This is a genomic window from Enterococcus sp. AZ149, assembly GCF_051714285.1.
Lineage (GTDB): Bacteria > Bacillota > Bacilli > Lactobacillales > Enterococcaceae > Enterococcus_D > Enterococcus_D entomosocium.
Window position 1 is genome coordinate 597,161 of record NZ_JBIORO010000001.1, and the last position, 22,906, is coordinate 620,066.

The 22,906-nt window shown below is 40.5% G+C and carries 17 protein-coding genes; 9 read left to right on the forward strand and 8 right to left on the reverse strand.

The features are described from left to right. The first annotated feature begins 293 nt into the window (after positions 1 to 293). Entirely contained in the window at positions 294 to 2,651 is a 2,358-nt protein-coding gene (locus IGI94_RS02785; protein ID WP_429960384.1) for an HAD-IC family P-type ATPase, read from the forward strand. Between the two features lie 78 nt (positions 2,652 to 2,729). On the opposite strand, the gene IGI94_RS02790 is transcribed toward IGI94_RS02785, so the two are convergent. Together IGI94_RS02790 and IGI94_RS02795 are read right to left on the reverse strand one after the other, a co-directional pair. Further along, the gene (locus tag IGI94_RS02790) at positions 2,730 to 3,944 is read right to left on the reverse strand and encodes an MFS transporter (RefSeq protein WP_016611311.1); all 1,215 of its coding nucleotides are present in this window, start codon (positions 3,942 to 3,944) and stop codon (positions 2,730 to 2,732) included. Continuing rightward, positions 3,937 to 6,273 (reverse strand): family 78 glycoside hydrolase catalytic domain, encoded by a 2,337-nt coding sequence (locus tag IGI94_RS02795; RefSeq protein WP_438899405.1) that lies wholly within the window; start codon positions 6,271 to 6,273, stop codon positions 3,937 to 3,939. The genes IGI94_RS02790 and IGI94_RS02795 overlap by 8 nt, the downstream gene beginning before the upstream one ends. 174 nt (positions 6,274 to 6,447) lie before the next feature. Here IGI94_RS02795 and IGI94_RS02800 point away from each other — a divergent pair, with 174 nt between their 5' ends. Together IGI94_RS02800 and IGI94_RS02805 are read left to right on the forward strand one after the other, a co-directional pair. Continuing rightward, positions 6,448 to 7,455 carry an AraC family transcriptional regulator gene (locus tag IGI94_RS02800; RefSeq protein ID WP_420658053.1) on the forward strand — a complete coding sequence of 336 codons (1,008 nt, stop codon included), beginning with the start codon at positions 6,448 to 6,450 and terminating at the stop codon, positions 7,453 to 7,455. Positions 7,456 to 7,681: 226 nt separating this feature from the next. Continuing rightward, positions 7,682 to 8,608 carry a LacI family DNA-binding transcriptional regulator gene (locus tag IGI94_RS02805; protein ID WP_008377949.1) on the forward strand — a complete coding sequence of 309 codons (927 nt, stop codon included), beginning with the start codon at positions 7,682 to 7,684 and terminating at the stop codon, positions 8,606 to 8,608. Between the two features lie 413 nt (positions 8,609 to 9,021). Here IGI94_RS02805 and IGI94_RS02810 read toward each other — a convergent pair whose 3' ends face one another. Then, the gene (locus tag IGI94_RS02810; RefSeq protein ID WP_005227564.1) at positions 9,022 to 9,210 is read right to left on the reverse strand and encodes a hypothetical protein; all 189 of its coding nucleotides are present in this window, start codon (positions 9,208 to 9,210) and stop codon (positions 9,022 to 9,024) included. Positions 9,211 to 10,164: 954 nt separating this feature from the next. On the opposite strand from IGI94_RS02810, the gene IGI94_RS02815 reads away from it, so the two are divergent. From IGI94_RS02815 to IGI94_RS02830, 4 genes are all read left to right on the forward strand, one after another. After that, positions 10,165 to 10,689, forward strand: a complete 525-nt coding sequence (locus tag IGI94_RS02815) for a hypothetical protein (protein ID WP_016611308.1) — start codon at positions 10,165 to 10,167, stop codon at positions 10,687 to 10,689. Between the two features lie 244 nt (positions 10,690 to 10,933). Next, complete coding sequence (locus IGI94_RS02820; RefSeq protein WP_008377955.1) at positions 10,934 to 12,241, forward strand: DUF3440 domain-containing protein; 1,308 nt, start codon at positions 10,934 to 10,936, stop codon at positions 12,239 to 12,241. Between the two features lie 36 nt (positions 12,242 to 12,277). Further along, complete coding sequence (locus tag IGI94_RS02825; RefSeq protein ID WP_050790962.1) at positions 12,278 to 12,769, forward strand: hypothetical protein; 492 nt, start codon at positions 12,278 to 12,280, stop codon at positions 12,767 to 12,769. Further along, on the forward strand, positions 12,696 to 13,229 hold the full coding sequence (locus IGI94_RS02830) for an IbrB-like domain-containing protein (RefSeq protein ID WP_034871891.1): 534 nt from the start codon (positions 12,696 to 12,698) through the stop codon (positions 13,227 to 13,229). Before IGI94_RS02825 ends, IGI94_RS02830 begins: the two co-directional genes overlap by 74 nt. Positions 13,230 to 13,280: 51 nt before the next feature. Here IGI94_RS02830 and IGI94_RS02835 read toward each other — a convergent pair whose 3' ends face one another. The 3 genes from IGI94_RS02835 to IGI94_RS02845 form a co-directional block, all read right to left on the reverse strand. After that, complete coding sequence (locus tag IGI94_RS02835) at positions 13,281 to 13,433, reverse strand: hypothetical protein (protein WP_008377957.1); 153 nt, start codon at positions 13,431 to 13,433, stop codon at positions 13,281 to 13,283. Positions 13,434 to 13,936: 503 nt separating this feature from the next. Continuing rightward, positions 13,937 to 14,803 carry a LysR family transcriptional regulator gene (locus IGI94_RS02840; RefSeq protein WP_008377960.1) on the reverse strand — a complete coding sequence of 289 codons (867 nt, stop codon included), beginning with the start codon at positions 14,801 to 14,803 and terminating at the stop codon, positions 13,937 to 13,939. Positions 14,804 to 15,261: 458 nt separating this feature from the next. Further along, entirely contained in the window at positions 15,262 to 16,767 is a 1,506-nt protein-coding gene (locus IGI94_RS02845; protein ID WP_086333014.1) for a helix-turn-helix domain-containing protein, read from the reverse strand. Between the two features lie 297 nt (positions 16,768 to 17,064). Between IGI94_RS02845 and IGI94_RS02850 the strand changes: the two genes are divergently transcribed. Continuing rightward, on the forward strand, positions 17,065 to 19,725 hold the full coding sequence (locus tag IGI94_RS02850; RefSeq protein ID WP_301389255.1) for a bacterial Ig-like domain-containing protein: 2,661 nt from the start codon (positions 17,065 to 17,067) through the stop codon (positions 19,723 to 19,725). Between the two features lie 166 nt (positions 19,726 to 19,891). On the opposite strand, the gene IGI94_RS02855 is transcribed toward IGI94_RS02850, so the two are convergent. Next, positions 19,892 to 20,467, reverse strand: coding sequence for a recombinase family protein (locus IGI94_RS02855; RefSeq protein WP_005232006.1), 576 nt, complete (start codon positions 20,465 to 20,467; stop codon positions 19,892 to 19,894). A gap of 180 nt (positions 20,468 to 20,647) precedes the next feature. On the opposite strand from IGI94_RS02855, the gene IGI94_RS02860 reads away from it, so the two are divergent. Beyond that, positions 20,648 to 22,138: a helix-turn-helix domain-containing protein gene (locus tag IGI94_RS02860; RefSeq protein ID WP_086299113.1), complete on the forward strand. Its 1,491-nt coding sequence runs from the start codon at positions 20,648 to 20,650 to the stop codon at positions 22,136 to 22,138. Positions 22,139 to 22,334: 196 nt separating this feature from the next. On the opposite strand, the gene IGI94_RS02865 is transcribed toward IGI94_RS02860, so the two are convergent. Then, entirely contained in the window at positions 22,335 to 22,538 is a 204-nt protein-coding gene (locus tag IGI94_RS02865) for a hypothetical protein (RefSeq protein WP_005232004.1), read from the reverse strand. Positions 22,539 to 22,906: the final 368 nt, after the last annotated feature.

The following is a 22,906-nucleotide window of genomic DNA, read 5'->3' on the forward strand; positions in this document are numbered from 1 at the left end:
CGATGAAGCCTGTGATCGCTTGATGTGTAGTGGGGTGAGTTAACAAAATAAACTGTTATTTTAATTGCTAAAGTGACGCGAAGGTGACAAAAATGAAACGCCATTACTTAAAAGGGTATGCTATATTTTAGACAGTACTTGTTTTTTTACGGAAAAAAGCCGATAGATGATGGCGTAACTTACGCAATCGCCGCCAATTGGTTTTATAGAAAAAACGCAAAACCATTACCTAGTCCGATGCACGTTTGCTGAATATTCAGCAAACGAAAAGTAAATGACTATGATTAGAAAGGGTGAGGATCATCGAAAACAACCAAACCATTGGCTTAACGTCAGGGGAAGTCAAGGCGCGGGTGCAGCGCGGTCAAGTCAATAAGACAAAAAAGGATACGACGAATACGTACCCGAAAATCCTGTTTACCAATATCTTTACCTTTTTCAATTTAATCAACTGTGTCCTATTCTTTCTCGTCTGTTTGACGGGTTCTTATCAAAACGGTTTGTTCGTCTTTGTTGTCTTCAGCAATGTGATCATCAATCTCTTTCAAGAAGTTCGTTCCAAACGAACGCTAGATAAGCTGGCACTGCTAAAAGTTGCCAAAGCCGATGTTTATCGGGATGGTAAGCTGGAGAATTTGCCGATCCACAAACTCGTAATGGATGATGTGTTACGACTGAAAAGCGGGGATCAAGTGCCGACGGATGCCAAAGTCATTCAAGGATCTTTAGAAGTCAATGAATCCTTGCTGACTGGTGAAATGGATACGATCCACAAACAGCCGGCAGACGAGTTGTTTTCTGGCAGTTTTATCACTGCTGGTGAAGCGTTGTGCCAAGTGATCCACGTAGGCGCTGATAACTATATCGCAAAAATCAACAAAGAAGCCAAGACCATCAAACGACAAAAATACTTGATCCAAGGCAGTTTGAATAAAATCATTCGTTGGATCAGCTTGATTTTGGTACCGTTATGTACCCTCTTGTTTGTCAAACAGTTCTATTTCTCTCATGCGGCTTTCAACACCGCCATCTTACGGACGGTGGCGGCAGCTGTAGGGATGTTCCCCGAAGGTTTGTTTTTATTGACCAGTGTCACATTGACCATCAGTGCCGTCTACCTGGCGCGCAAAAAAGTGATGGTGCAGGAATTGAACTGCATTGATGCTTTGGCACGGGTCGATGTTCTTTGCTTAGACAAAACCGGCACGATCACCGAAGGCAAGATGACGGTGGAAAAGACGATTTCCTTTCAATCGGAAACACCGTTGGCAGAAATCACCGGCAACTTAATGGCGCAGCTACCCGATCAGAACCCAACGGCAATGGCGCTACGAACCTTTTTTTCAGAAAAAACGACGTACCAGATGCAGCAAGTCGTCCCCTTTTCATCTGACCGCAAATTCAGTTGCGTCACGTTTGAAGGGCAAGGCACTTATTTCATCGGAGCTGCGTCGATTTTACTGGGAACCAACCATGAAACTGTCTTAAAACAGGAAAGACAGCTGGCAGAAGAAGGCTACCGAGTGATCGTTTTGGCGCACAGTGCGCAAGGCTATGAGGAGGCAGGACTGCCGACGGATATTGAACCGTTAGGATTTTATTTACTGTCAGACACGATTCGTGAAGATGCCAAAGAGACCTTAGAGTATTTTCGTTCACAAGCAATCCAATGCAAGATCATCTCTGGCGATGATCCAGTGACAGTCAGTCAAATCGCGAAAAAAGTCAATCTACCAGGGGCTGCTGATTTTATCGATGTATCAAAATTAACTGCAGCCGAATTAAAAGAAGCTGTCAGCAACTATCAGATTTTTGGTCGAGTGACGCCGCAACAAAAGAAAGAAATGGTACTCTTCTTGAAAGAACAAGGGCATACTGTCGCGATGACTGGCGATGGCGTCAACGATGTTTTGGCGCTGAAAGAAGCCGACTGCTCCATCGCGATGGCTTCCGGTGTCGATGCTGCGCGTCAAGTATCAAATTTGGTGCTTTTGGAAAATCAATTCGATGCTTTGCCATCGGTCATGGATGAAGGCCGCCGAGTAATCAATAACATTACTCGCTCAGGTTCATTGGTGCTAGTGCAAGTCTTATTCTCCATCATGATCACTATGGGGACGTTGTTATCAGGAACGACATATCCTTTTGAGCCGATCCAATTAACGATCATCAATGCCTGCTTTGTCGGCATTCCGACCTTCTTTTTAAACTTTGAACCAGACTTCAATCGGATCAAAGGGGACTTTATGACAACGATTTTCAAAAATGCTTTTCCAACAGCATTGACGATTACGGTAGGAACTCTGCTGATCATCAACTTTGGCTATTGGTTCAACAGTAGCAGCAAAGCTCTATCGATCATGAGCATTATTTTTACCGCTTGGAACTATCGCTTGATCCAGAAAAAAGTCTATCCAGCGATCAACAGCTATCGAACGATGATTTTTTTCAGCACCCAGATCTTGTACTTTGCTGCCTTGATCGTCGGTCGTGACCTCTTTAACCTAGGCAATACCAGCTATCTCAACCTCATTCTCTTGATTGCCTTGTTGAATTTTTCCGCCTATATGCAACGCTTTGCGGATAAGGGAATCGAGTTACTGATGCGAAGGTATACGAAGAAACGAGCACTGCAGAAAGTGCAAAACTAATAGAATAAGCCTGAAATGAGTGTTATCCATCATTTCAGGCTTATTTTTTAGCAAAAGGAGCTTTAAGCAATCATATGATTAAGACTGTACTTGTGAAAGGGAATCCTTGTCTAGGGGAGCTTGATTCAATGCGCGTTTGCCGATATTGGTTACTAAGATGATCAGACTGAGGATCACGCAAGCAATTCCACCGAATAAGAAGGCTTGTTCACCCGGATTAATCGTTAACCAACTTAGGATGATAGGCGAGAAAATACCGCCCAGTGAGTTCAAAAATTGGAACACGGACATAGCAATTGCAATCTCAAAAGGCCTTGCTTTCAATGAGATATAGTAAGGAATGGTAGCCATAACCATAGCCATAGCAAATCCTGAGAGAATAGCACCGATCGACATGGTCAGTACCGTTGAAGAAAAACGGCTGATCAGAAACGTCAAAGCTAACGATAGAAATCCTAATGCAAGTGTTTTATCTTTTGTCACGCGATTGATGTATTTCAAACTGAAGCCGGCAATGAACCCACCGACTGTTCCAATTGCATTGACTAATCCAGTCGTACTTGTACCGCCAATTTCTTTATGGTTGATCAAAATAGAGAGATTACTTGGATAAATTGTGTAAATAAATGACATGAAGAATGCGAGTCCTGCAATAACAAAAATCAGTTTACTCATTGATTTTAAAACATCAATGGGGGCTGAGGTTGACTGGTTCTTTTTGTCAGTTGCAGTTTGTTTGGGAATTTTATCCATAGGCAGATTCACTAGTAACAATAAGAAAACCAGGATCGTTATTAGAAAAATATAGTAGGTATTTTGCCAATTTGAGGCACCTAACAAACCGCCACCCAGCATCATTACAACGGAGCCTAACGAAGTAATTGCTGTTCCGATACCCATTAAGCCGGCTCGTTCTTCTCCTTCAAAGTACTCTGAGAGCAACATAGGACTGAGTGTATTCATAAACCCAATCCCAATGCCCAAAATAAGCGCAAACCCCAATAGGAGATTGATGCTTGAATGAAAGAAGATAGGGACTAATCCCCCAATAGCTGTTAAAAGGATTCCGAAGAGAGCTAAGATTTTTTTGGGGCATTTCATCGCTAATACTCCTACGAATAATGTGGTAATCAAAGATCCTAAACTAGGGATCGTACCGATCATTTGGATCTTTGCAATCGGCTCATTAGGAAAATCAGCAATAATGGCACTGTAAGCATTAGTCACAACTAAGGCACTCATACTCATAAAACTCAGACTAATGATGCCGATTTTTAACCTCAATTTACTCATATATTTTCTCTCCTTTAATCGTTAAATGATGTTTTCCAGATGTTAAAACTTTTGAGGTCTCTCCATATTGGAAGATTGCTTTCGTATTTTGTGGCACACTTAAATGGAATTGGTCATTGCTCCGTTCGATTTCAATGTCACCGTATGCCGTTGTATAATTCAAGTGATAGCTTGAGATCGCGGTTTGCTCAAGCGGTGAAATTGTAAAAGAAGTAAAACCGGGTTCTGTTACTTGCAATCCTGCCAAACGTCTCACTAGCCAATCCCCAACACAACCAAATGCATAGTGGTTGAAAGAAAAATCACAGACTGTACCATCAGGTTGAATCGATGCCCATGACTCCCAAATCGTGGTTGCCCCATGATTGACTTCGTAAAGCCAAGAAGGACATTCCTCTTGTAGTAAGAGCTTCAGTGCCAATTCTTGATAGCCATAATCACAAAGAACGTCAAGGAGATAAGGGATGGATAAAAAGCCAGTGTCTAAGCAATAATTGTTTGCAATAATCAGCTCGGTTAGCCTTGCTGCTGCAGCTTTTGACGCTGTTTCGTCTAAAAGATCAAACGCCAGTGCGATCACATAGCTTCCTTGAAAATCAGCGGTAAGGTGATCATCGCGCCAGTAATATTTCTGAAAAGCTGCTTTTACTTTATTACTAAAATCACTCCAATTTTCTTCCTCTTCATCCAGTAGCTGGCTGATTTGAGCAAAAAGTTGAGATGAATGTGCTAGAAAAGCCGTACCGAAAAGGTCTTTCGTGACGAATGCTGTTTCCATCGGACCTTTAGCGTCCTCACCGATCATGAAGCTAGGAAACATCCAGTCACCAAAATGAAACTTTGTATCCCATAAATACTGTTTGTCATCCGTCTTGTCCCCAGCGGCGCTTTTTCGACTAAAGGAGAGCCAGCGCTTCATGGCTTGATAATTTTCGACTAAAATCTCTAACTTGCCGTACCGTTGATACAATGTCCAAGGAAGTAAAACGATTGCGTCGCCCCAACCAGCAGAAGACAAAGAACCAGTAAGTGACTCTCCTTCAAAATAATCTCGGGGGGCAGGGGTATAGTCGACGATTTGTCCATCTGCTTGTTGCTCCAAGCGGACATTGTCTAGCCACCGCCCTAAGAAGTCATAAACATCCATAAAGAATGTTGCTGTTGGACCGAACACTTGAATGTCACCTGTCCAGCCGACCCGTTCCCGTTGTGGACAATCTGTCGGAATCGATAGCATATTCCCTTTTTGACTCCATTGAATATTTTCGATCAGCTGATTTACTTTTGGATTGGATGTAGTAAAAGAGCCGGTTGTTTTCATATCAGAGTAAATGGCGTATGCCCAAACAGACTGTTTATCTGGCAGGACGTCAAGCCCGTCAATTTTGATGTAGCGAAATCCTTGAAAGGTAAAGTCAGGCTCTAGCCAGGCTTCACGGCCATTGCCAATAAACACATCTTTTTGGTCTTTGTTTCTACCAACGATATTATTGAAAAAATGACCCTCCCGATCGAGCACTTCGCTATGCTCAATGGTGATTTCCTGTCCATCAGCCAATGGAATCTGTAACTGGACGCGACCTGCTATCACTTGGCCGAAGTCTACGATCACTGCGTCTTTTTCCCACCAAATACCCTTTGCTGCAAGCTTTTCTTGGCGTTTGACTTGCGGTCCTCTTTGAGGAGTCAAATGGTCGAAGCCATAATCTGCTTTTGACACTTTCGTAAATCCAGTTAGGTCAAAATCGGTTTCCCAGTTTTCCTTTTCTAAACGTAAGTCTTGTTTTTCACCAATGAAAAGATCACTGTAGACGTATTTGCCGTGGCTGCTAAAAAAATCTTCGTCGGTCACAATGATTTCATGCGTACCGTCGGTATAGTGGATTTCGATTTCTCCTAAGATACCTAGTCGATCACCGAATTGAGCACTGCCGCCACTGACACTGACCCTGCCGGCGTACCAGCCATCAGCTAACGTTACCGACCAAACATTTTTTTCTTTTAACAAGTGAGTCACATCGTAGGTCTGATATTGAAGATACTGCGTGTAAGAGGTATAATCTGGCGCAAATAATGCTTCTGACACCGCTTGTCCATTGATTTTTGCTTGATAGATGCCGTGTGCCGTCATCGTAAGGGATGCTTGTTTGATAGACTTGTTTTCAATAGTGAATATTTTTTTCAAATAATGTGGTGGGAGTAACCTTTCTTCGGGGGGATCCTGCACAACTTTTTTTCCTGAAAACATATCCGCCAAACTGAATGGTGGTTCTTTTCGAGTTGGCTCTTGCTGCGGTTCGATCCAAGTCGCTTGCCAATTTTTTGTCATAAACGGTCCTTCTTTCTTTCAAAATTTGCCCTAAATGAAGCTTGCAATTCTTTTAATGGCTTGTTAGTATTACTACTAAGTTTTTGATACCTAAATTGTAAGCGCTATTCTTTTTTGTGTCTTAGCTATTATTGCCAACCCGATTAGTAAAAAAAGACATTGGAGGATTTCACAATGGCGACACTAACGATTCTTGAAAAAGCATTAAAAGAGGTTTATTTGGCTTGCCCAGAATTAGAACTCCAGGTACCGTTTCATGACAAAGTCATTCCCAAAAATTTAGCTTCTAGCAAACGACTGATCCTAGAACAAATTTTCGCGGAATTCAGACCAGAACTCTCGGAGCACTACTTGATCGAAGAAAATGCTGACATTCAAGTGATCAAACACATTCGCTATCTACCAGCAAATTATCATGCACATGAATTTTTCGAGATGATCTATGTGGTAAAAGGTAGATGTTATAATTTTTTTGAAAATCAGACCTATGAATTGAAGGAAGGGGACATTGTAGTAATTGCACCACGGACGATCCACGCAATCAGTGGATTTTCAGATGGCTTGGAAGCAGTCAATATTTTAATTCGCAAAAGCACCTTCAACGCTTCTTTCTTTGGGTTATTAGAGGATAAAGATATTTTGTCGCACTTCTTCCTGAATGCGCTTTATGAAAACAGCAAGCGATTTCTTTATTTTCATACACTCCCCACAGCAGGGCTGACGGACGACATTCTATTAATGACAGAAGAGATCAACAAAACGGATGGCTATTCACAAAGAATGCTGAAGAACATTCTCGATACCTTTTTTATCAAGCTTTTAAGAGGGTTTCAAACCAATCAAGTCAGCCTAGATACTGAAGCAGGAGAGGAGTCAGAAATAATCGATATGCTTCAATATTTGCAGAATCATTTTGCAGAAGTATCAATTGCCGACTTATCTAAGAAGTTCAACTATAGCCAGCGACAAATTGCACGTATTCTAAAACATAAAACTGGTAAAACTTTTTCACAATTGATATTGGAAATGAAAATCAGCAAAGCCAAAGTCTATTTAAAACAAACCAACTTACCCATCCAAGAAATTGCTGAACTCGTCGGTTATGGCGATTTGAGTAATTTTTATCGCTATTTTTTTAAAGTAACGGGTTGTTCGCCAAAGCAGTTTAGAGAAATGAATTGAGCGCTTATCAAAGAGAACTGCTCTTCTAGAGATGTTGAGCAGTTTTTTCGTATGCTATGTAGTAGTTAAAGAAAAAATAATGTGGGCAATAGTCTTGCTATGAAACTCGTTTCATACCGTACAATCAACCAAGGGACCTTTTCAGAAAATTTGTCGAAAGTGAATCAGTAAATTTTCTATGGTAGACTTAGGTCAATCGTAAAACAAACAGATAGGAATGAAGGAAATGGCAACGATACGCGATATAGCAAAAATCACTGGTTTTTCGATCACGACAGTCTCTCGTGTGATCAATGGCCATCCTTATGTCGATGAGCAAAAGCGAGCAGCGATTTTGGCGGTGATGGAAGAACTGGATTACAAACCGAATAAGATCGCCCAAAAGCTCAGCTCGGGGAAAACCTATAATATTGGGGTCATCGTGCCGTTTGTCAATCACGCCTTTTTTGATGGGATTCTAAATGGCATTATGGAAGAAGCCTTTGCTAAAAAATACAAAGTGACGTTATTGCCGACCAATTTTGATCGGAAATTGGAACTAGAATATCTAGAAGAATTCGCTGCAAAAGGGTTTGACGGATTGATCGTCATTACCCGCGCAAATCATATCGAGACGTTTTATCCCTACATGGAAAAAGGACCGATCGTTTTTTGTGAAAATTCGACCGGTACTGCTGTTCCTTTCGTTGCGATCGACTTGGTCGGCTCTGTGACAGCTAGTATCAATTATTTAAAAGAACAAGGCGTAAAACGTTTGGGACTGACGCTCGGGCGCAGCAAACGTCTTAGCTGCAATTCAGTCAATACCATCGCAAAAGCCAAGGAGCTGTTTCCTGCTTTTTCGGAAGCCGATATTTATTGGGATTGTATCAAAGCCCAAGACGGGATTTCCGCAGCAGCCTTTTTTAAAGAACGAGGAATCGATGGGGTGATCACAAATGGAGACGAAATCGCAGCAATGATTTTGAATCAATACTCCCACGGGACAGCACCCATCGTGATTGGGCAAGAAAACCTGCTTATCAGTCAAATGCTGCATTTTTCTTCCGTTGAGTTTCATCTGAATCAGTGCGGCAAAGAAGCCTTTCGCTTGTTTCAAGAAAGAAAACAAGAACAGATCATTCTGCCTTATGAACTTATTATTCGTGAATAATCATTGTCATAAAAAGAACACACCTTATTACGAGAGGTGTGTTTTTGCCTGATTTTTAAAGGGAATTTGAGGAGATAAAATAAAAAAATGAAGAAAAAATCAATTTTGAATGCTTGCTTTTCACAGAGTAAAGGGCTACCATTGGTCTGTGGCTTTTTCGCCACAAAAATAGGAAACGTATCAGACAAGAGTACTTGGGGAAGATTCTCTTGGGGGAAGCCTGATACGTTTCCTTTTGTTCATTCTAACACTATTTATATATAAAGTAGAGAGATATTGAGTAGATAAATAAAAATACTGCTGTAATTGATGAATAGGAAAAGAGCAAGCTCACAAAGGACTACTTTCAAATCGTTTTCCTACAACATGTTGGATGGCAAATGGCTCCTCATGTTTTGGTTAATAAAAGAGGATCAACTAACTAATTGTGTGGCACCAACTAGAAAATTACATAGCTTAGCAACACCTGTTTCAGCTGTTTCTTTGATTAGAACAGTTGCAGTATTTTCGTAAACATGAATCACACTAACTTCTTGTAAACCGGTAAAGCCAATAACATTTGCCTGATAGTTTTGACCAGGGAACACTTGGTATTTTTCCATGTTTTTATCTCCTTCATTATTCTTATTTCAAAAGAATAATAATTAAAATTTAAGAAAAAGTAAAGTGAAACGATTTTTCATTCAAAAACATAGTCCTTTGGCGTTTGTCTCGAGTAGTTTCGATCTTTTTCTGCAATTTTTCATTATTTTTTTCAATAAATATGCGGTGGCTTATTGAACTTTATTCAAGAATATATGCCTCTTTTTTTAGCAGCAATCACAGATTTCATCTAAACGAATGGGAGAAAACAGCAGCTGAATTGTTTGTTTTGTACCGGATTGGGGCTTATAATAAAAATAGGAAGAAGGATCGACGTCATCGCTTCCTAAATCAATTGAAAAGGGCGTGGAAGTTATGGAAAACGTATACCGAAATAACTTTGTCAAAAGAACTATTCAACTGATGTTTGCACCAAAAAAAATCAGAAAGCGTCCACCAGAACAATGGATCAAAATGCCTACCGACCGAGGTATTCGGAGAAAGGACGCGTGATCCAGCATCTCGCAGCTATGCGTGAAATAGTATTTGAAGAGAAAAGAACGTTAGGAAGTCCCGAACGCGGGACTTCCTTTTTTGTGTCAGTGACATTGGGAATTTAACGAGAAAGTAGTTGCCAGCAGGTTCTCTTGTGAAGGGCTCCTTTCAGAAAAGGATATAAAAGGAAGCTTGCACTTTTCCTAGCGCTCAATAGACGAACCGAAGAAATCAATAGATAGCAGTGTTAGTGGATAAAGGATCGAAAGGATTCTTTCCAGCTGTTTTCAATTTTAAATTGGGTTTTCCAAAAAGTATGATATTCAAAGTGGCGTTAGTCTACCTACGTGATCAGAATGGATGATTGATAAAAGAAGGGGAATATAAAAGCCACTTTTTTCGCACATAGATTCTGTTAAAATAAACTTAGAGGTTCAAACCTGTAAAATAATCTTATAATTTTTAAAGAAGGTGAAAGCATGGACTACCCAGAAATCGCAGGTCATTTCCAGACAACATCCTTTGATCCCCAACCGTTTGTGCAAACGGCGATCGATGATCGAAAGATAAGAGAGAGGCTAGTGGAGAATATCGTTGATGGTCAAAATCATATCAATGAGTATTTTAATAGTTATTTGATCATTAAAGAAGTAGCCGTTAAAAACCCTGAGCTGATTTATGATGAATGGGAACGGATCTGGGCCTTGCATACCCATAAAAACTCCTATCATCGGTGGATCGCTCATGATTTGATCAGTCAACTTTTGGTGATTGATCATGAAGACAAGTTTGAAGGGATCAAGCAAGAGTATGTACTGCTGCCTAAAGGAGAAAAAATTAGTAATTTCTTGAAGATGACTGAAAACATCAAGGAAGCCAGTCGATACAAAGACCTTCAGCAAGAGATTCAGCGTTTACTTGAGGATCAAGAATGGCTGTCCCACTTCAATGAAAAACAAGTGAAGCGTATTGAAAAAGTCCTTCAAACCCTTTTGGCTGAATGAATCAAGAAAAGCAATAAAACTTGTTTCAGAAGGAATTTTTCTACTATTTTTTCCCACTATTTTTCTTGATTACTAGGAATAGTAGTGAACAATGGGGAACACATTGCAATGATAGCTAACAATTATTTGCATGTATCGAATGCAAAATCTCCCTTAAGTCCTTGTAAGAAGCTAAGTGAAACTTTATACTAGAATGTAATACTTATTCAAAAAAAGGACAAATAAAATGAGGACATGAGCTTTTATGAAGAAATATTGTAAGGATAATGTGCTGGAAGCGGCGATGACGCGCCTGGAATATATTTTTGATACCTTTCCCCATGTTTATTTCTCTTTCAGTGGTGGAAAAGATAGCGGTGCCATGATTCAGTTGGCTGACCAAGTCGCCCGACAAAAAAAGAAAACTTTTGATCTGCTGATTTTAGATATCGAGGCAAATTATGATGCTACGAGAACGTTCATGGAAAAAATCAAAGCGTTACCAACTATCAATCAAACCTTTCACTTCTGTTTGCCCTTTTACGAGGACAACAACACTAGCGTATTTCAGCCACAATGGCTGATGTGGGATGAACAAGAACGTGAGAAGTGGGTACAGATGATGCCAAAAGATGCGATTTCACTTGCTGATTTAGATGAATCATTGATGGAAATCTATCAGAGTGCAAATATGAATCCAGATAAGTTCTTACGAAACTTTGCTCACTGGTACGCAAACTATCATCAGTGTGAACCCGTTGCTTGTGGCGTTGGCATCCGAACACAGGAAAGTCTATACCGATATCGGTCGATCACTTCGCCAAAGTATAACTTTCGGAAGCAATGCTGGATCAAACGGCAAGTAGCAGATTCCATGGTCGTCAATTTTTACCCCATCTATGATTGGAAGACAGAAGATGTCTGGGGCGCCTATGCCCATTTTGACTGGCCGATAAATGGCTTTTATGAAAAATTATATGATCATGGCGTTCCGATTCATCAAATGCGAATCTGTCAGCCTTATGGTATGCAGCAACGAAAAGGCTTATATCAATATGCTCTGGTGGAACCGGAAACGTGGGAACGGGTCGTCAACCGCGTGTCAGGAGCCAATTTTGGTCGATTGTATGCCCAGACGGGATTATTGGCGCATTACAATACGAGAAAGCCAAGTCATATGACTTGGCAAGAGTATGCGGTCTTTTTACTGGAATCAATTGGACTTTATTCAAAGAAATTACAGGACCATTATTACCGCAAAATCACGATCTTGATTGATCATTATCGAGAAAAGCACGGAATCGAAGTGGAAGACATTCCCGATGTGACCAAACGTAAGGAGTGGCTGAAAAACGAAGTACTCTGGCATGACTGGAAAGGGATCGCTCGTGCGTTAGAAAAAAATGATTTTTCTTTGAGCACGCGACAATACAGTCTGACGAAAAAAGATGAGACGGAATTGTATGAGTTGGCGGTCGATTTTGGGGCGGCGTTGGGAATCGAGCATTTACCCAAGTATCAGTTAAAAAAATTGAATGCCAAATATGAGTATTTAACGAAAAAAATCACCTAACGATGGACGAATGTGTCCCTAGAGAGGAAGGGTTTTGTGAACGAACGATTGGTTTTATTTTTTCCACCGTATAAGAAAAGCCAATTCTATCAATTGATGGGGGCATTTTTTGCGGAACGGGTGTATCAGCAGCAATTTCCGTACTTAGTCAATGATGAGAACTGCTACTGGTATGTGATTCTTGATGACGAAAAACGGGTGACCGCTTTTTCTTATTATGAAAAAGGCGTCAATAAAGTGGAGCTAGGGGAATTTTATGAAAAAGATCCAACTGCTCAATTTAAAAAGTTTCTTTTACGGAAAATGTTGGTGGATATCAGCCGCAATTACCCAGAAGCAGAGATTCTCGCTTCTAGTAACCAGCCTAGTGAAATTGCACTTTTGGAGTCAAAAGGGTTTGCGGTCTATCGACAAACAAAAAATTATTCATTTCTAAAAAGGAGTGTAGTACCTCATGAGCGATATCGATTTTCCAGTGTTAGCGGCGAAGCTGATCCCAGTCAGCAAGATTCACGCGAATACGTATAATCCCAACACCGTGGCTGCTCCAGAGATGGATTTGCTGGAACTGTCGATTCGGGAAGATGGCTTTACGCAGCCACTGGTTTGTTACCACGATAAGGAGCAGGACAAGTATATTTTGATCGATGGGTTTCATCGGTATGTCGTAGCAAAAGACCGCCTGGCGTTGCCAAGCGTTCCGGTCACAGTGATCGATAAGCCTTTTGAGAATCGCATCGCTTCAACGATTCGCCACAATCGAGCACGTGGTACCCATGGCATCGAGAAGATGGGAAACATCGTGCAGCAGTTGGTCGCTAACGAGTGGTCGGATGAACGAATTGCCAAGGAATTGGGGATGGACCGCGAAGAGGTCTTTCGCTTTAAGCAGCGCTCAGGCTTAAAAAGTGCCTTTTCCAACCATGAATTCAGCAAATCTTGGATTGAGTTTGAAAAAAGATACTATAAAGGCAAAAAAGAGACCTGAGAGGTTGAAAAAACTATCTAAAAAAGCTATCTATTAGAAGACAGCGATTCGTTAATAATTCTTTTTAAATTTTGAATAGGTGTTTTTTACAACGATAACGATCAGATTGATCACCATCGACAAACAAAGCGTCCCTAAGAGAATGGCCAGGATCACACCTAATGTGTCTCTTAGAAAGCTGAAGATCGCTTCAATGATAAACATAGTTTTTCCTCCTTTTCTCATCGTCTATTTTTTCTGACAATTGCAAAAATAGGCTCCTTGAGCAATAACTGCCTGCTACTAAAAACATGATCGAACGGTTTTCAAGTCCAGCCTTTTTTGGTGATTGTTCTTTTCCAAAGTAGAGTATACATTGGAAAGGATGAAAGAACGTTTCTATTTTTTATAATCGGTAAAAAATTCTGAAATGTAAAGAACAACAGTGGCTTTTTTATCTCCTGCGGATAGTATGAATAATCGTACCAGTTTGCATAAAAAAAGTAAAATGATAACAAAAAGTGAGTGGCGAAACAAGAGGTAATCATCTGATTGAATAATAATAAGCGAAATGAAAAGCTATGCTGCACAACGTCTGTAGAACAGAAAGAGGTTGTGCGGCTATTTGTTTTCACGCTGCTTCTTTGCTGCTAGAATAAATACTATCATTTTTTTTTTGAAGAATAACTGCATAAAAATCGATCGTGATCAAACTGATTTTATAACAATTACAGTAAGCGCATTTTTAACTCAAAGACAAACTTTTTTGTAATATTCGGGAAAAGTGTCAATGGTTGCTTTGACAGTAAGCCAATCGTCATGCGGAGATTCGGTAAAGGCAGTGATAAAATTTTTACTTGAGCGCATGTTTGATCAATGATCGAACGCGGGACTAGACCGCAGAAGCCTGTTTGTTCAATCAAATAAGGAATCGTCGTGCTGCTGCTGACATATTCCCATTGGAGCGAAGGTACACACTGGTCAAGGTAGCCCTCGATATTTCTAAGTGCAGGACAGTCACCGCCGGAACTGTATAGATGGATTCCTGTAAGGTCGGCTAATTCCTTAATGATCAATGGGTTCGTGATCGAAGTGATGCAGCAGATTTCTTCTTGTAAAAGTTCTTCATAGACAAAGGAATCTTCGTGAGGAAGTGAGCATAACGCAAAATCAATACGATTTTCTTTTAATGCATCGGCTAATGCCAGCGTGGATCCCACCATGATCTCGAATTTTATTTTTGGGTATTGGTGGGAAAATACATGGAGAAGCTCCGGTAAAATCAACATGTCATAAGGGGGGACGATGCCCATCCGTAAAGAATATTCGACTGTGTTCGAAGCATTGAGCAACTGTTCTTTGACCTCCTCCCACTGAGCGATCAGACCAGGAACCGCCTGTTTCAACAATTCACCTTCCAACGTGAGTACATTGCTTTTTCCTTCCAAAAATAACGCTACTTCTAACTCTTCTTCTAACTTTTTGATATGGTTCGTAACCGTCGATTGGGCATAGTTTAATTTAGCAGCAGCTTTCGTAAACGTACCTTCTTCAACGATCGTTTTAAAGGAGTGCAGCTCTTTGATAAAATCCACATTGGTCCCCCTCTCTTTTTACCTATTATACAAAAAAGGAGCGGGGAGAAGATTTCTTTTTTTTCTAGTAAATAAAAAAAATAGATACAAAAGTTATTTAAAACATGCAGTCTGTTTTGATCGTATGTTTCTTTGCTTTTAAAATAACGCTTTTCACATTTGGTGCTAAGAGTAGCTGCTAAAATTTCTATCATAAAAAATACACCAAACATCCCAACTTTTCAGGGATTACGAGCAGCACACGAAAACAAGACAATGAATTTTTACGCTGCGCTTGAAAAGAAAAGCGTTTGTTAGGAGAGGAATCTTGAAAAAAGGTCTGATTTTTTTCGGATGTGAAAAAAATAGACACGCTAAGAGAAAAGAAAAATGGATACTTAGGAAAGGACTAAAATAGCAAACCATGCAATGAAAAAACTGACGGCGCTTCCTTCAAGAAGGCCGACAGTTGCCTTAGGTCAATGAATCGGTGTGATTCTTGGCTGAATCAGCTGTTCAATCGTTTTGTGGATGATCGTCCAGTCCGAAAGGGTAGGAACATTGGAAATTCGTAGTTGCTGAAATTTGGTGTTACTTTTCAGATGCAAGTCAAAATTGCTAACGATCAAATCAATTTCTCGATGGATCAATTCTTGTTCATCAGGAGCCACTTCAAAAAAATAACTGATTTCTGTATGGTCATTTTTGAATAGCTCTGTTGATGCGGCTAAAAAGGCATCTAATCCAGCACCACCTTGAAAAGCAAAGGCCACTTTGAGATGCTTTTTCAACTGATTGCTAGAAGAAAGTTCGCTTAACAAGGTCAACGTAACTGCGACATGCTCTAAGTGAGTAAACGAAAAGAAACGACTTTGTTCATTAAACTGTTTCAACCATTTATTCCAAGCAAGGTAGTCCGTCTTGAATGTCGCTTCAACAAAGGTTTTGATCTGGGGATCGGCAAATTCGTAATTCGCAGAAATCATCGTTAACAAGCGGAGATTTACGAGATATGCGATGATTTTGTGTGATGCTGCAGGAAGGATAGCTATTCCAGGTTTCTTTAAAAAGGCAGCAACTTCTGCGAGAATTTCTGGTTTCTCTGTATGGTGAAAAATGTAATCCGCCTCGCTTTCCCCATTAATATCCATCGTACTATACGAAATGCAGTGGAGAGCATTGAGGAAGATCCAAAGGAGTTCTTGTTGCGGCAAGTGGATGATCCGATATTTTTTCAAATAATGTTCGTTTAATATTTTTGAGAAAACAGCGAAGCGTTCTTTCTCTAATAGATTGCGTTCTAAAGACGGTGGCAATGTCAAAAAGTAAGAATAGCGCCACCTACGCTTGGCAATACTTAGCCATAGGGCAAGTCGATAATGACTGTAATGCAAATCTTTTTTGTTGGCTTCTTTTGCTTTTTGGACCAGAAGACGCGCATCTGCAGGGCTGTCTTTATCTAAGATCGTGCTATCGCCATAAGCGGAGAAAAAGACAAACAGACAAAAGCGAATATCGGCTTCGGTACCGATAAAATCAAGATGATTCGTTGCGATGGTCACAGAATAGGTTTGTAAAGATTTGTTCATATAACTGATCGTTCGCAACAGATGACTGCGGGAATAGCCAAATTCGATCGTTGCTCGGTGAATAGAGTATTTTTTATTATCAATGATACTAGACATGATTTTAAACTCCAACGTTTCCATGCCCAAAAGCTGAATGGCAGAATTGATTGAAGCATTTGGTGCATACTCAATCGAAACGATGTTGGATCCAGAAAGTTTGATCTTGACCAGATCTTCCGGCAAACTGTCGCTTAAAATACTTAATTCTTTAGAGACTGTAGGCAAGGAAAGTCCCAATAATGTCGCCAACTCTTGCGGGTGATACCCTGCGGGTGCTGCATTTAGCACTTGCAGAATTTTTACTTGACGAGAAAATGCCTTATCTCGATGTAAGTTGATGGATAAATTTTCTAACATTGATGTCACCACCTCTTTCAAGACCCTGTGGGAGCGATCAGCGATCGAATATAAAAACCATTCGTTTTAAGTAAATTATATAATACTCTGGGCCATTCAAGAAGTCTTATCCCTTGAAAATTGAAGGAATTCATGTTAAAGATGCGGCGCCCACATATTTTTGCGAAGGACAGTCATTTAAGGGAGTTATTTTATAGAAAACACCCCTGCCAGTTGCAGTCAACCAAAATTTGGACAGATTGGAACGGAAGTAAGTGTGAATAAAGTTTGGAAAAAGAAAAAGGAGAAAAAGTAAAAATGAAAAAACGCGTAGTTATAATTAAGAGTGGTTTAATAGGGATGCTGATTTTAGGGACAACCTTTCCAAGCACATGGCCGATCGCTCAGGCAACAGAAACACAACAAACAGAGCAGCAAACACCATTCATAGACTCATCGGTTCCCTTGCTGGCAGATTCAACAGGAAGCATGAACACAGGAGAAAAGACAGATACCCAAGAAGGAAATGCTGACGTCATATCTTCTGAAGCAACCGAAAGTGAAGTGGTGACCACCACTTCAAACTCAGAAACAAATCAATCTAACGCAGCTGATGCTGCAGAAAAAACTCAAATTTCAGTTACTGCCCCATCTGCTGAAACCAATGTAGAATCTACGGATAGTCAACCTCTCGCTGCAGAATCAACGAAGAGTATCGAGAGTTTCAACTACGATCTGACTGTAGAATATGATCCGATCAAGTATAAAGCACTGGTTTTGGATTTGCCAATCCCGGAAAAATACGCACACCAAACACTATACCAAGACCCGCAGCTGACAGAAGATTTTTATGTCTACAAAACGGATAAGGTATACATGCTAGTGGGACTATGGTATACAAGTGAAGTGACTGGTACCAATCAATTAAATATATCTTGGACAAGCTTCACAGGTTTTACGATCAACTATTACGGTTTAACAGCGGTTTTAGAATATACCGACGCTAACGGTAACCTTTTGTTTACAGCAACATATAATATTCGCTTTACAAATAGCCATCTGACCATTAAATATGTGGATGAGACTGGTATGGAGATCTATCCTTACCAAACGATCAATGATAGTACCAATGAGCCTTATGATGTCTCTACAAGTGCGTTTATTCCACAAATTCCGGGGTACATCCTTGATACCAGTCAACTGCCAACGAATGCAAAAGGTGTTCTTCCTCGTGGCGAAGTAACGGTGACGTACGTCTATCAAAAAGCACCGACTGACTATACCGATCTGACCGTGAAAGATACCACTATTTATGAACAGGATACATGGACAGCGGCGGATAATTTTGAGCAAGCTATTTCAAAAGAAGGCAAAACTTTGACTTATGAGGAATTTATTGCTGAGGGTGGTCGTGTTTCCGGACAAGTAGATACTAACAAAGCCGCTACGTATAAAATCAGTTATCAATTGAATCATGTGAGTAAAGAAGCAACGATACTCGTAAAACCACGATTCACTGCGATTAAGGTTCATGATTCTTCGATATACGTCGGCGATGACTGGGCCGCAGAAGATAACTTTGATCAAGCCGTAGATCGGGATAACAACCCAGTTTCGTTTGCGGATGTGAACGTTGAAGGAAGCGTAGATACTAAAAAAACGGGGTCCTATGAGGTAGTTTATCGTTATGATGGAGTAGCATCAAAAGCTGTGATCACCGTCAAAGCTGACCAAACCAAGGTGACTGCCCATGACAGCGAGTTGTACACAGGGGACAACTGGAAAGCTAAGGATAATTTCGATAGTGCAACAGATAGAGATGGTTCATCTGTTGATTTTGGGGATATCACTGTCACGGGGACTGTCGATACAACGCAAGCAGGAAAGTACGAGGTCACTTACAGCTATCACGGCGTAGAAAGCAAAGCCACTATCACCGTCAAAGCCAACCAAACGGCAGTCAAAGTCCACGATAGTGAGTTGTACACAGGGGATAACTGGACAGCTAAGGATAATTTCGATAATGCAACAGATAGAGACGGTTCATCTGTTGATTTTGGGGATATCACTGTCACAGGGATTGTCGATACGACGAAAGTAGGCGAGTATGAAGTTATATACAGCTATCATGACTTAGAAAGCAAAGCCCTTATCACCGTCAAAGCCGATCAAACTACAGTCAAAGTCCACGATAGCGAGTTGTACACAGGGGAAAACTGGACAGCCAAAGACAACTTCGATAGCGCAACAGATCGGGATGGTAAACCTGTTGATTTTGAAGATATCACCGTTACAGGAAAAGCAGACACAACGAAAGCAGGCGAGTACGAGGTCACTTACATTTATCGTGGTGTAGAAAGCAAAGCCACTATCACCGTCAAAGCGGATGAAACATCCCTAAAAGTCCACGATTCAACGATCAAGCAAGGCGATGAATGGTTGCCAGAAACAAACTTTGATTCTGCCACCGATCGTGATGGCAAAAAAGTAGCCTTTTCAGAAGTAGAAGTCAATGGCACAGTGAACAACAACATAGTCGGTCAATACACGGTTTCCTACCATTACGGAGCAGTGATTGCCCATGCCGTGATTACTATACAAGCAAAAGTCAGCGAAACACCTGACGAAACGCCAACAGAAGTACCAGAAGAAAATCGCCCGGAAAGTGAGTCGCCTGGGACTGAATTTCCTGAAACTGAAGCGTCTGATCCAATAACAGAAGAACCAATTAAGGCACGTCCTGAGACAGAGACGTCAGAAACAAACGATGATGAGAAAAACGAAAAACGTCCATCAGAACAATCAGACAACCCCTCAGCAACAGGACAGACAACACCGATCAAAGCAAGCAAACAATCCACTGTTAAGCAACTGCCAAAAACAGGAGAAACAAGCAGTGTTTTGCTAAGTGTTACAGGTATCCTATTCTTAATCGGCGGGTTGGTGCTCTTGTACCGTAAGAAATCATGGAGAAAATAACAATAGGATCGACAAAAGAGCTAGAAGAATAAAACATACAGGACGAACAAGCTGGATGAATTGCTTTAAGAGAGAACAAAAAAGCAATCACAAACATCAGCAATGTTCGTCCTGTTTATTTATATAGTGAGCAGCCGAGAGTACTAAGTTTAGCCAGCACTTGTATTTATGAAACGATTTCCTCTTTTTCCAGACTAAGATAACGATAAAAAGTTGATCGTTTTAACCCTGTTTGGGCACAGATATCCACAACAGCTTTTCCTTCTTTTTGATAAAGGTTCAATGCGTGTTGAATCAGTCCAGGATCGATTCGTGGGCGACCACCGATATTTCCTCTAGCACGAGCGGATTCTAAGCCTTCTTTGGTCCGTTCGACGATGATGTCTCGTTCGAATTGGCTAAAGGCTTGGAAAACAGTCATCATCAATTTCCCTTGTGGGGTTTGCGTATCAAAATTTTCTTTAATACTGATAAGCTTTACTCCTTTTTTTTCAAAAAAGTAGACAAGATCAATGAGATCTTTGGTACTTCTTCCTAGTCGCGAGAAACTTTCAATGATGATTTTATCGTTTTCTTTCACTCGTTTTTTTAATTTATTTAATTCAGGACGATTCGCACGAACACCACTGATCTTTTCCGTATAAATTTTATTGCACTCATACCGGTCAAGTAAATCTAACTGACGCGAGAGATCCTGTTGTCTTGTGGAGACACGTGCGTACCCATAAACCATATTTGTCATACGAATTCCTCCAGTTGCACAAAAATAAGTCTACATAGAGAATACCTTGTTTGTTCACTTAAGTACACATTCAAGAAGCTTCTTAATGTGAATTTGGGAAATAGGAAGGTTTTTTTATGCACCTAAATATTGTACTATAGTAAAGACACTAGTCGGTGAGGAAGAAACACGGAGGGGAAAATGAGAGAATTGCAGTTAAATTTTATGCTAAATAAGACGACCGTTCGCTGGCTTCAAATGTTAAATACTTTTGAGCGAGAACGGACTTGTTCCATCGCAAGTTTAGCAAACAAACTTGATGTGACCCAACGGACGATCAGCTCGGATATCAAAGAATTGAAAACCTATCTACAAGAGGCAGCCGAATTTTCGCTTGTAGCCAATGGCTATCATTTTAGGGAAACGAATCCGAAAAAATACTTGTCCCAAAAAAAGGAGCTTGTTGCAGAAGAAGGAATGTATCAAATCGTGGAAGCCATTTTCCACGGTGAATTCTGTTCGGTTGAAGAGTGGGCGCAGCGCTTGTATGTATCAGAAAGTACGATGCGTCGTTATTTGAATACTGCTTCTGTGACGTTGCGAAAGTATCATGTGGAGTGGATCTTGCAACCGGTTAATTTGAGTGGCTCCGAAGCCAATATTCGCAAGTTCTTTAAAGATTTTTATTATGAATCAGATGTCACCCCTCATACGCTCTTGCCCCCCAAAGAACTGATTGCACTAGTCAGTGATGTCTTCTCAGAAATTCCCGCAGAGCTGGTGAATACAGGCGTTTCTCCGAGTGATTTTTATTATAGCTTGTATATTGCGATCAAGCGTTACCAATTGGGAAAGACGGTTCAGATTCCTCAATCGTTGGCAAAAATCATCGAAACCCATGAGGCATTTGCCGTAATGAATGACTTAGCACCTAAAATCGAAGCGCTATACCGAGTAAGACTGCCGCAACAAGAAATTATGTGGCTTTATTTAGTGACCGTGATGAAACGGACTTTGACCGAGCCTGAAAAAGAGCAGCAATTCGTTGCATCGTTTGGACTGTATCCTGAACTCGAAGAACTGAGTCAGCGCTTCGTTCAAGAATGGGGCATTTCCTTTCAAGAGCCCCAACGGGTCAAGACGATGATCCACGCCTTTTTCCTGTCAAAGAAAATCAATGAGCAACTGGCGCCCGTTTTAAATCACTTGCTAACAGAAGTAAAAAATGAAGCGCAGAAGCATCGTTCTGCCGCTTATCAAAGGAATCTGGCATTTATGAAGCAGCACCAAGCGATTCTTGGGATCAAGCAGGAGTATCTGGTAGATATTTGTGCGGCACTGACCCTTTACAGTGAAGCAATCAGGGAGCTCTATGCTCAAAAAGTCAGACGGATCGCATTGATAATAGAAGGCGATCTCTATGCCTGTCACACGATTCGTGCGCGCTTTTTGCGTTATGTCGGCAATGATCATCTGGTATTTTTTCCAAAAATCAATGAATTGACGACCGATTATTTGAAGGGAAATGCCATTGATCTTGTGGTTACAAATTATAGCGAATATTTATCAGAGTTCATCTTATCGACAGATTATCTTTTGCTCAAAGCAATCCCCGATTATCAAGATTGGCAAAGAGTGATTGAAAAAATCGATCCTCAGTTAGGGCAAGCGTTAAACGCTCCCACAGCCTAATATACGTGTTGAAAAAGAGCATGACGAGGACATGTGTGGATAAATCAAAGAGAAAAGCCGCAACCGTTGCGATCGACGGTTGCGGCTTTTATTCGTTCATCTAATAAAAAAGGGAGTTATCTGAAAATAGGCCCACTGTTCCTGAATACCAAAAGATTGGGTTATTTTGGTGAAAGAACAGCCTACGTTGAAACAGTTAGTTGGCATTTACTAGTTTATCAAAAATTGCTTCAAAGGTTTTGAACGTATCACTATCTAACTGACAAAGCCATAAAAGGTAGCTTTTTTCTTTGAATGTCCATTCGATCGAAGGGTAAGAGGCAATCAAGGCATGGTATTTCTCTCGTTGTTCACTGGTAGCTAATAACCACCGCTTCTCAAAAATCTTTTTCTCTTCCATTTTTATCTATCCCCCATAAAGAAACGTTGCCTGAAACTTCACTAACGGGCAACGTAAATCTAATGATATGCAGATCTATGTTTAGTATACCAAAGAAAAATGAATTTTTTTAGAAGATGTGTAAAATTACATACAATTTCTTTTATTTTGCTTTTTTTGGGACCTTTTTTGAAGAAAAGAAGCGTTCTGTTGAAAGGAACTGTTGTTAAAAATGTTTGTGATAATACTAAGAATTAGTAGGCAGAAACCTTGTATCCATCGTATTGAGTCAAGTGGTTACAGGTAATAACAAAAATGGACGATCCTTTTTAAATGATAAGGAATCGTCTTTTTTTTATAACACTTTTTTTTGCACAAACTTTTAAAAT

Bases quoted from the DNA above. Each gene is read 5' to 3' on its own strand.
- IGI94_RS02790 (WP_016611311.1), bottom strand. From the start codon at position 3,944: ATGAGTAAATTGAGGTTAAAAATCGGCATCATTAGTCTGAGTTTTATG.
- IGI94_RS02795 (WP_438899405.1), bottom strand. From the start codon at position 6,273: ATGACAAAAAATTGGCAAGCGACTTGGATCGAACCGCAGCAAGAGCCA.
- IGI94_RS02800 (WP_420658053.1), top strand. From the start codon at position 6,448: ATGGCGACACTAACGATTCTTGAAAAAGCATTAAAAGAGGTTTATTTG.
- IGI94_RS02805 (WP_008377949.1), top strand. From the start codon at position 7,682: ATGGCAACGATACGCGATATAGCAAAAATCACTGGTTTTTCGATCACG.
- IGI94_RS02810 (WP_005227564.1), bottom strand. From the start codon at position 9,210: ATGGAAAAATACCAAGTGTTCCCTGGTCAAAACTATCAGGCAAATGTT.
- IGI94_RS02815 (WP_016611308.1), top strand. From the start codon at position 10,165: ATGGACTACCCAGAAATCGCAGGTCATTTCCAGACAACATCCTTTGAT.
- IGI94_RS02820 (WP_008377955.1), top strand. From the start codon at position 10,934: ATGAAGAAATATTGTAAGGATAATGTGCTGGAAGCGGCGATGACGCGC.
- IGI94_RS02830 (WP_034871891.1), top strand. From the start codon at position 12,696: ATGAGCGATATCGATTTTCCAGTGTTAGCGGCGAAGCTGATCCCAGTC.
- IGI94_RS02835 (WP_008377957.1), bottom strand. From the start codon at position 13,433: ATGTTTATCATTGAAGCGATCTTCAGCTTTCTAAGAGACACATTAGGT.
- IGI94_RS02845 (WP_086333014.1), bottom strand. From the start codon at position 16,767: ATGTTAGAAAATTTATCCATCAACTTACATCGAGATAAGGCATTTTCT.
- IGI94_RS02850 (WP_301389255.1), top strand. From the start codon at position 17,065: ATGAAAAAACGCGTAGTTATAATTAAGAGTGGTTTAATAGGGATGCTG.
- IGI94_RS02855 (WP_005232006.1), bottom strand. From the start codon at position 20,467: ATGACAAATATGGTTTATGGGTACGCACGTGTCTCCACAAGACAACAG.
- IGI94_RS02860 (WP_086299113.1), top strand. From the start codon at position 20,648: ATGAGAGAATTGCAGTTAAATTTTATGCTAAATAAGACGACCGTTCGC.
- IGI94_RS02865 (WP_005232004.1), bottom strand. From the start codon at position 22,538: ATGGAAGAGAAAAAGATTTTTGAGAAGCGGTGGTTATTAGCTACCAGT.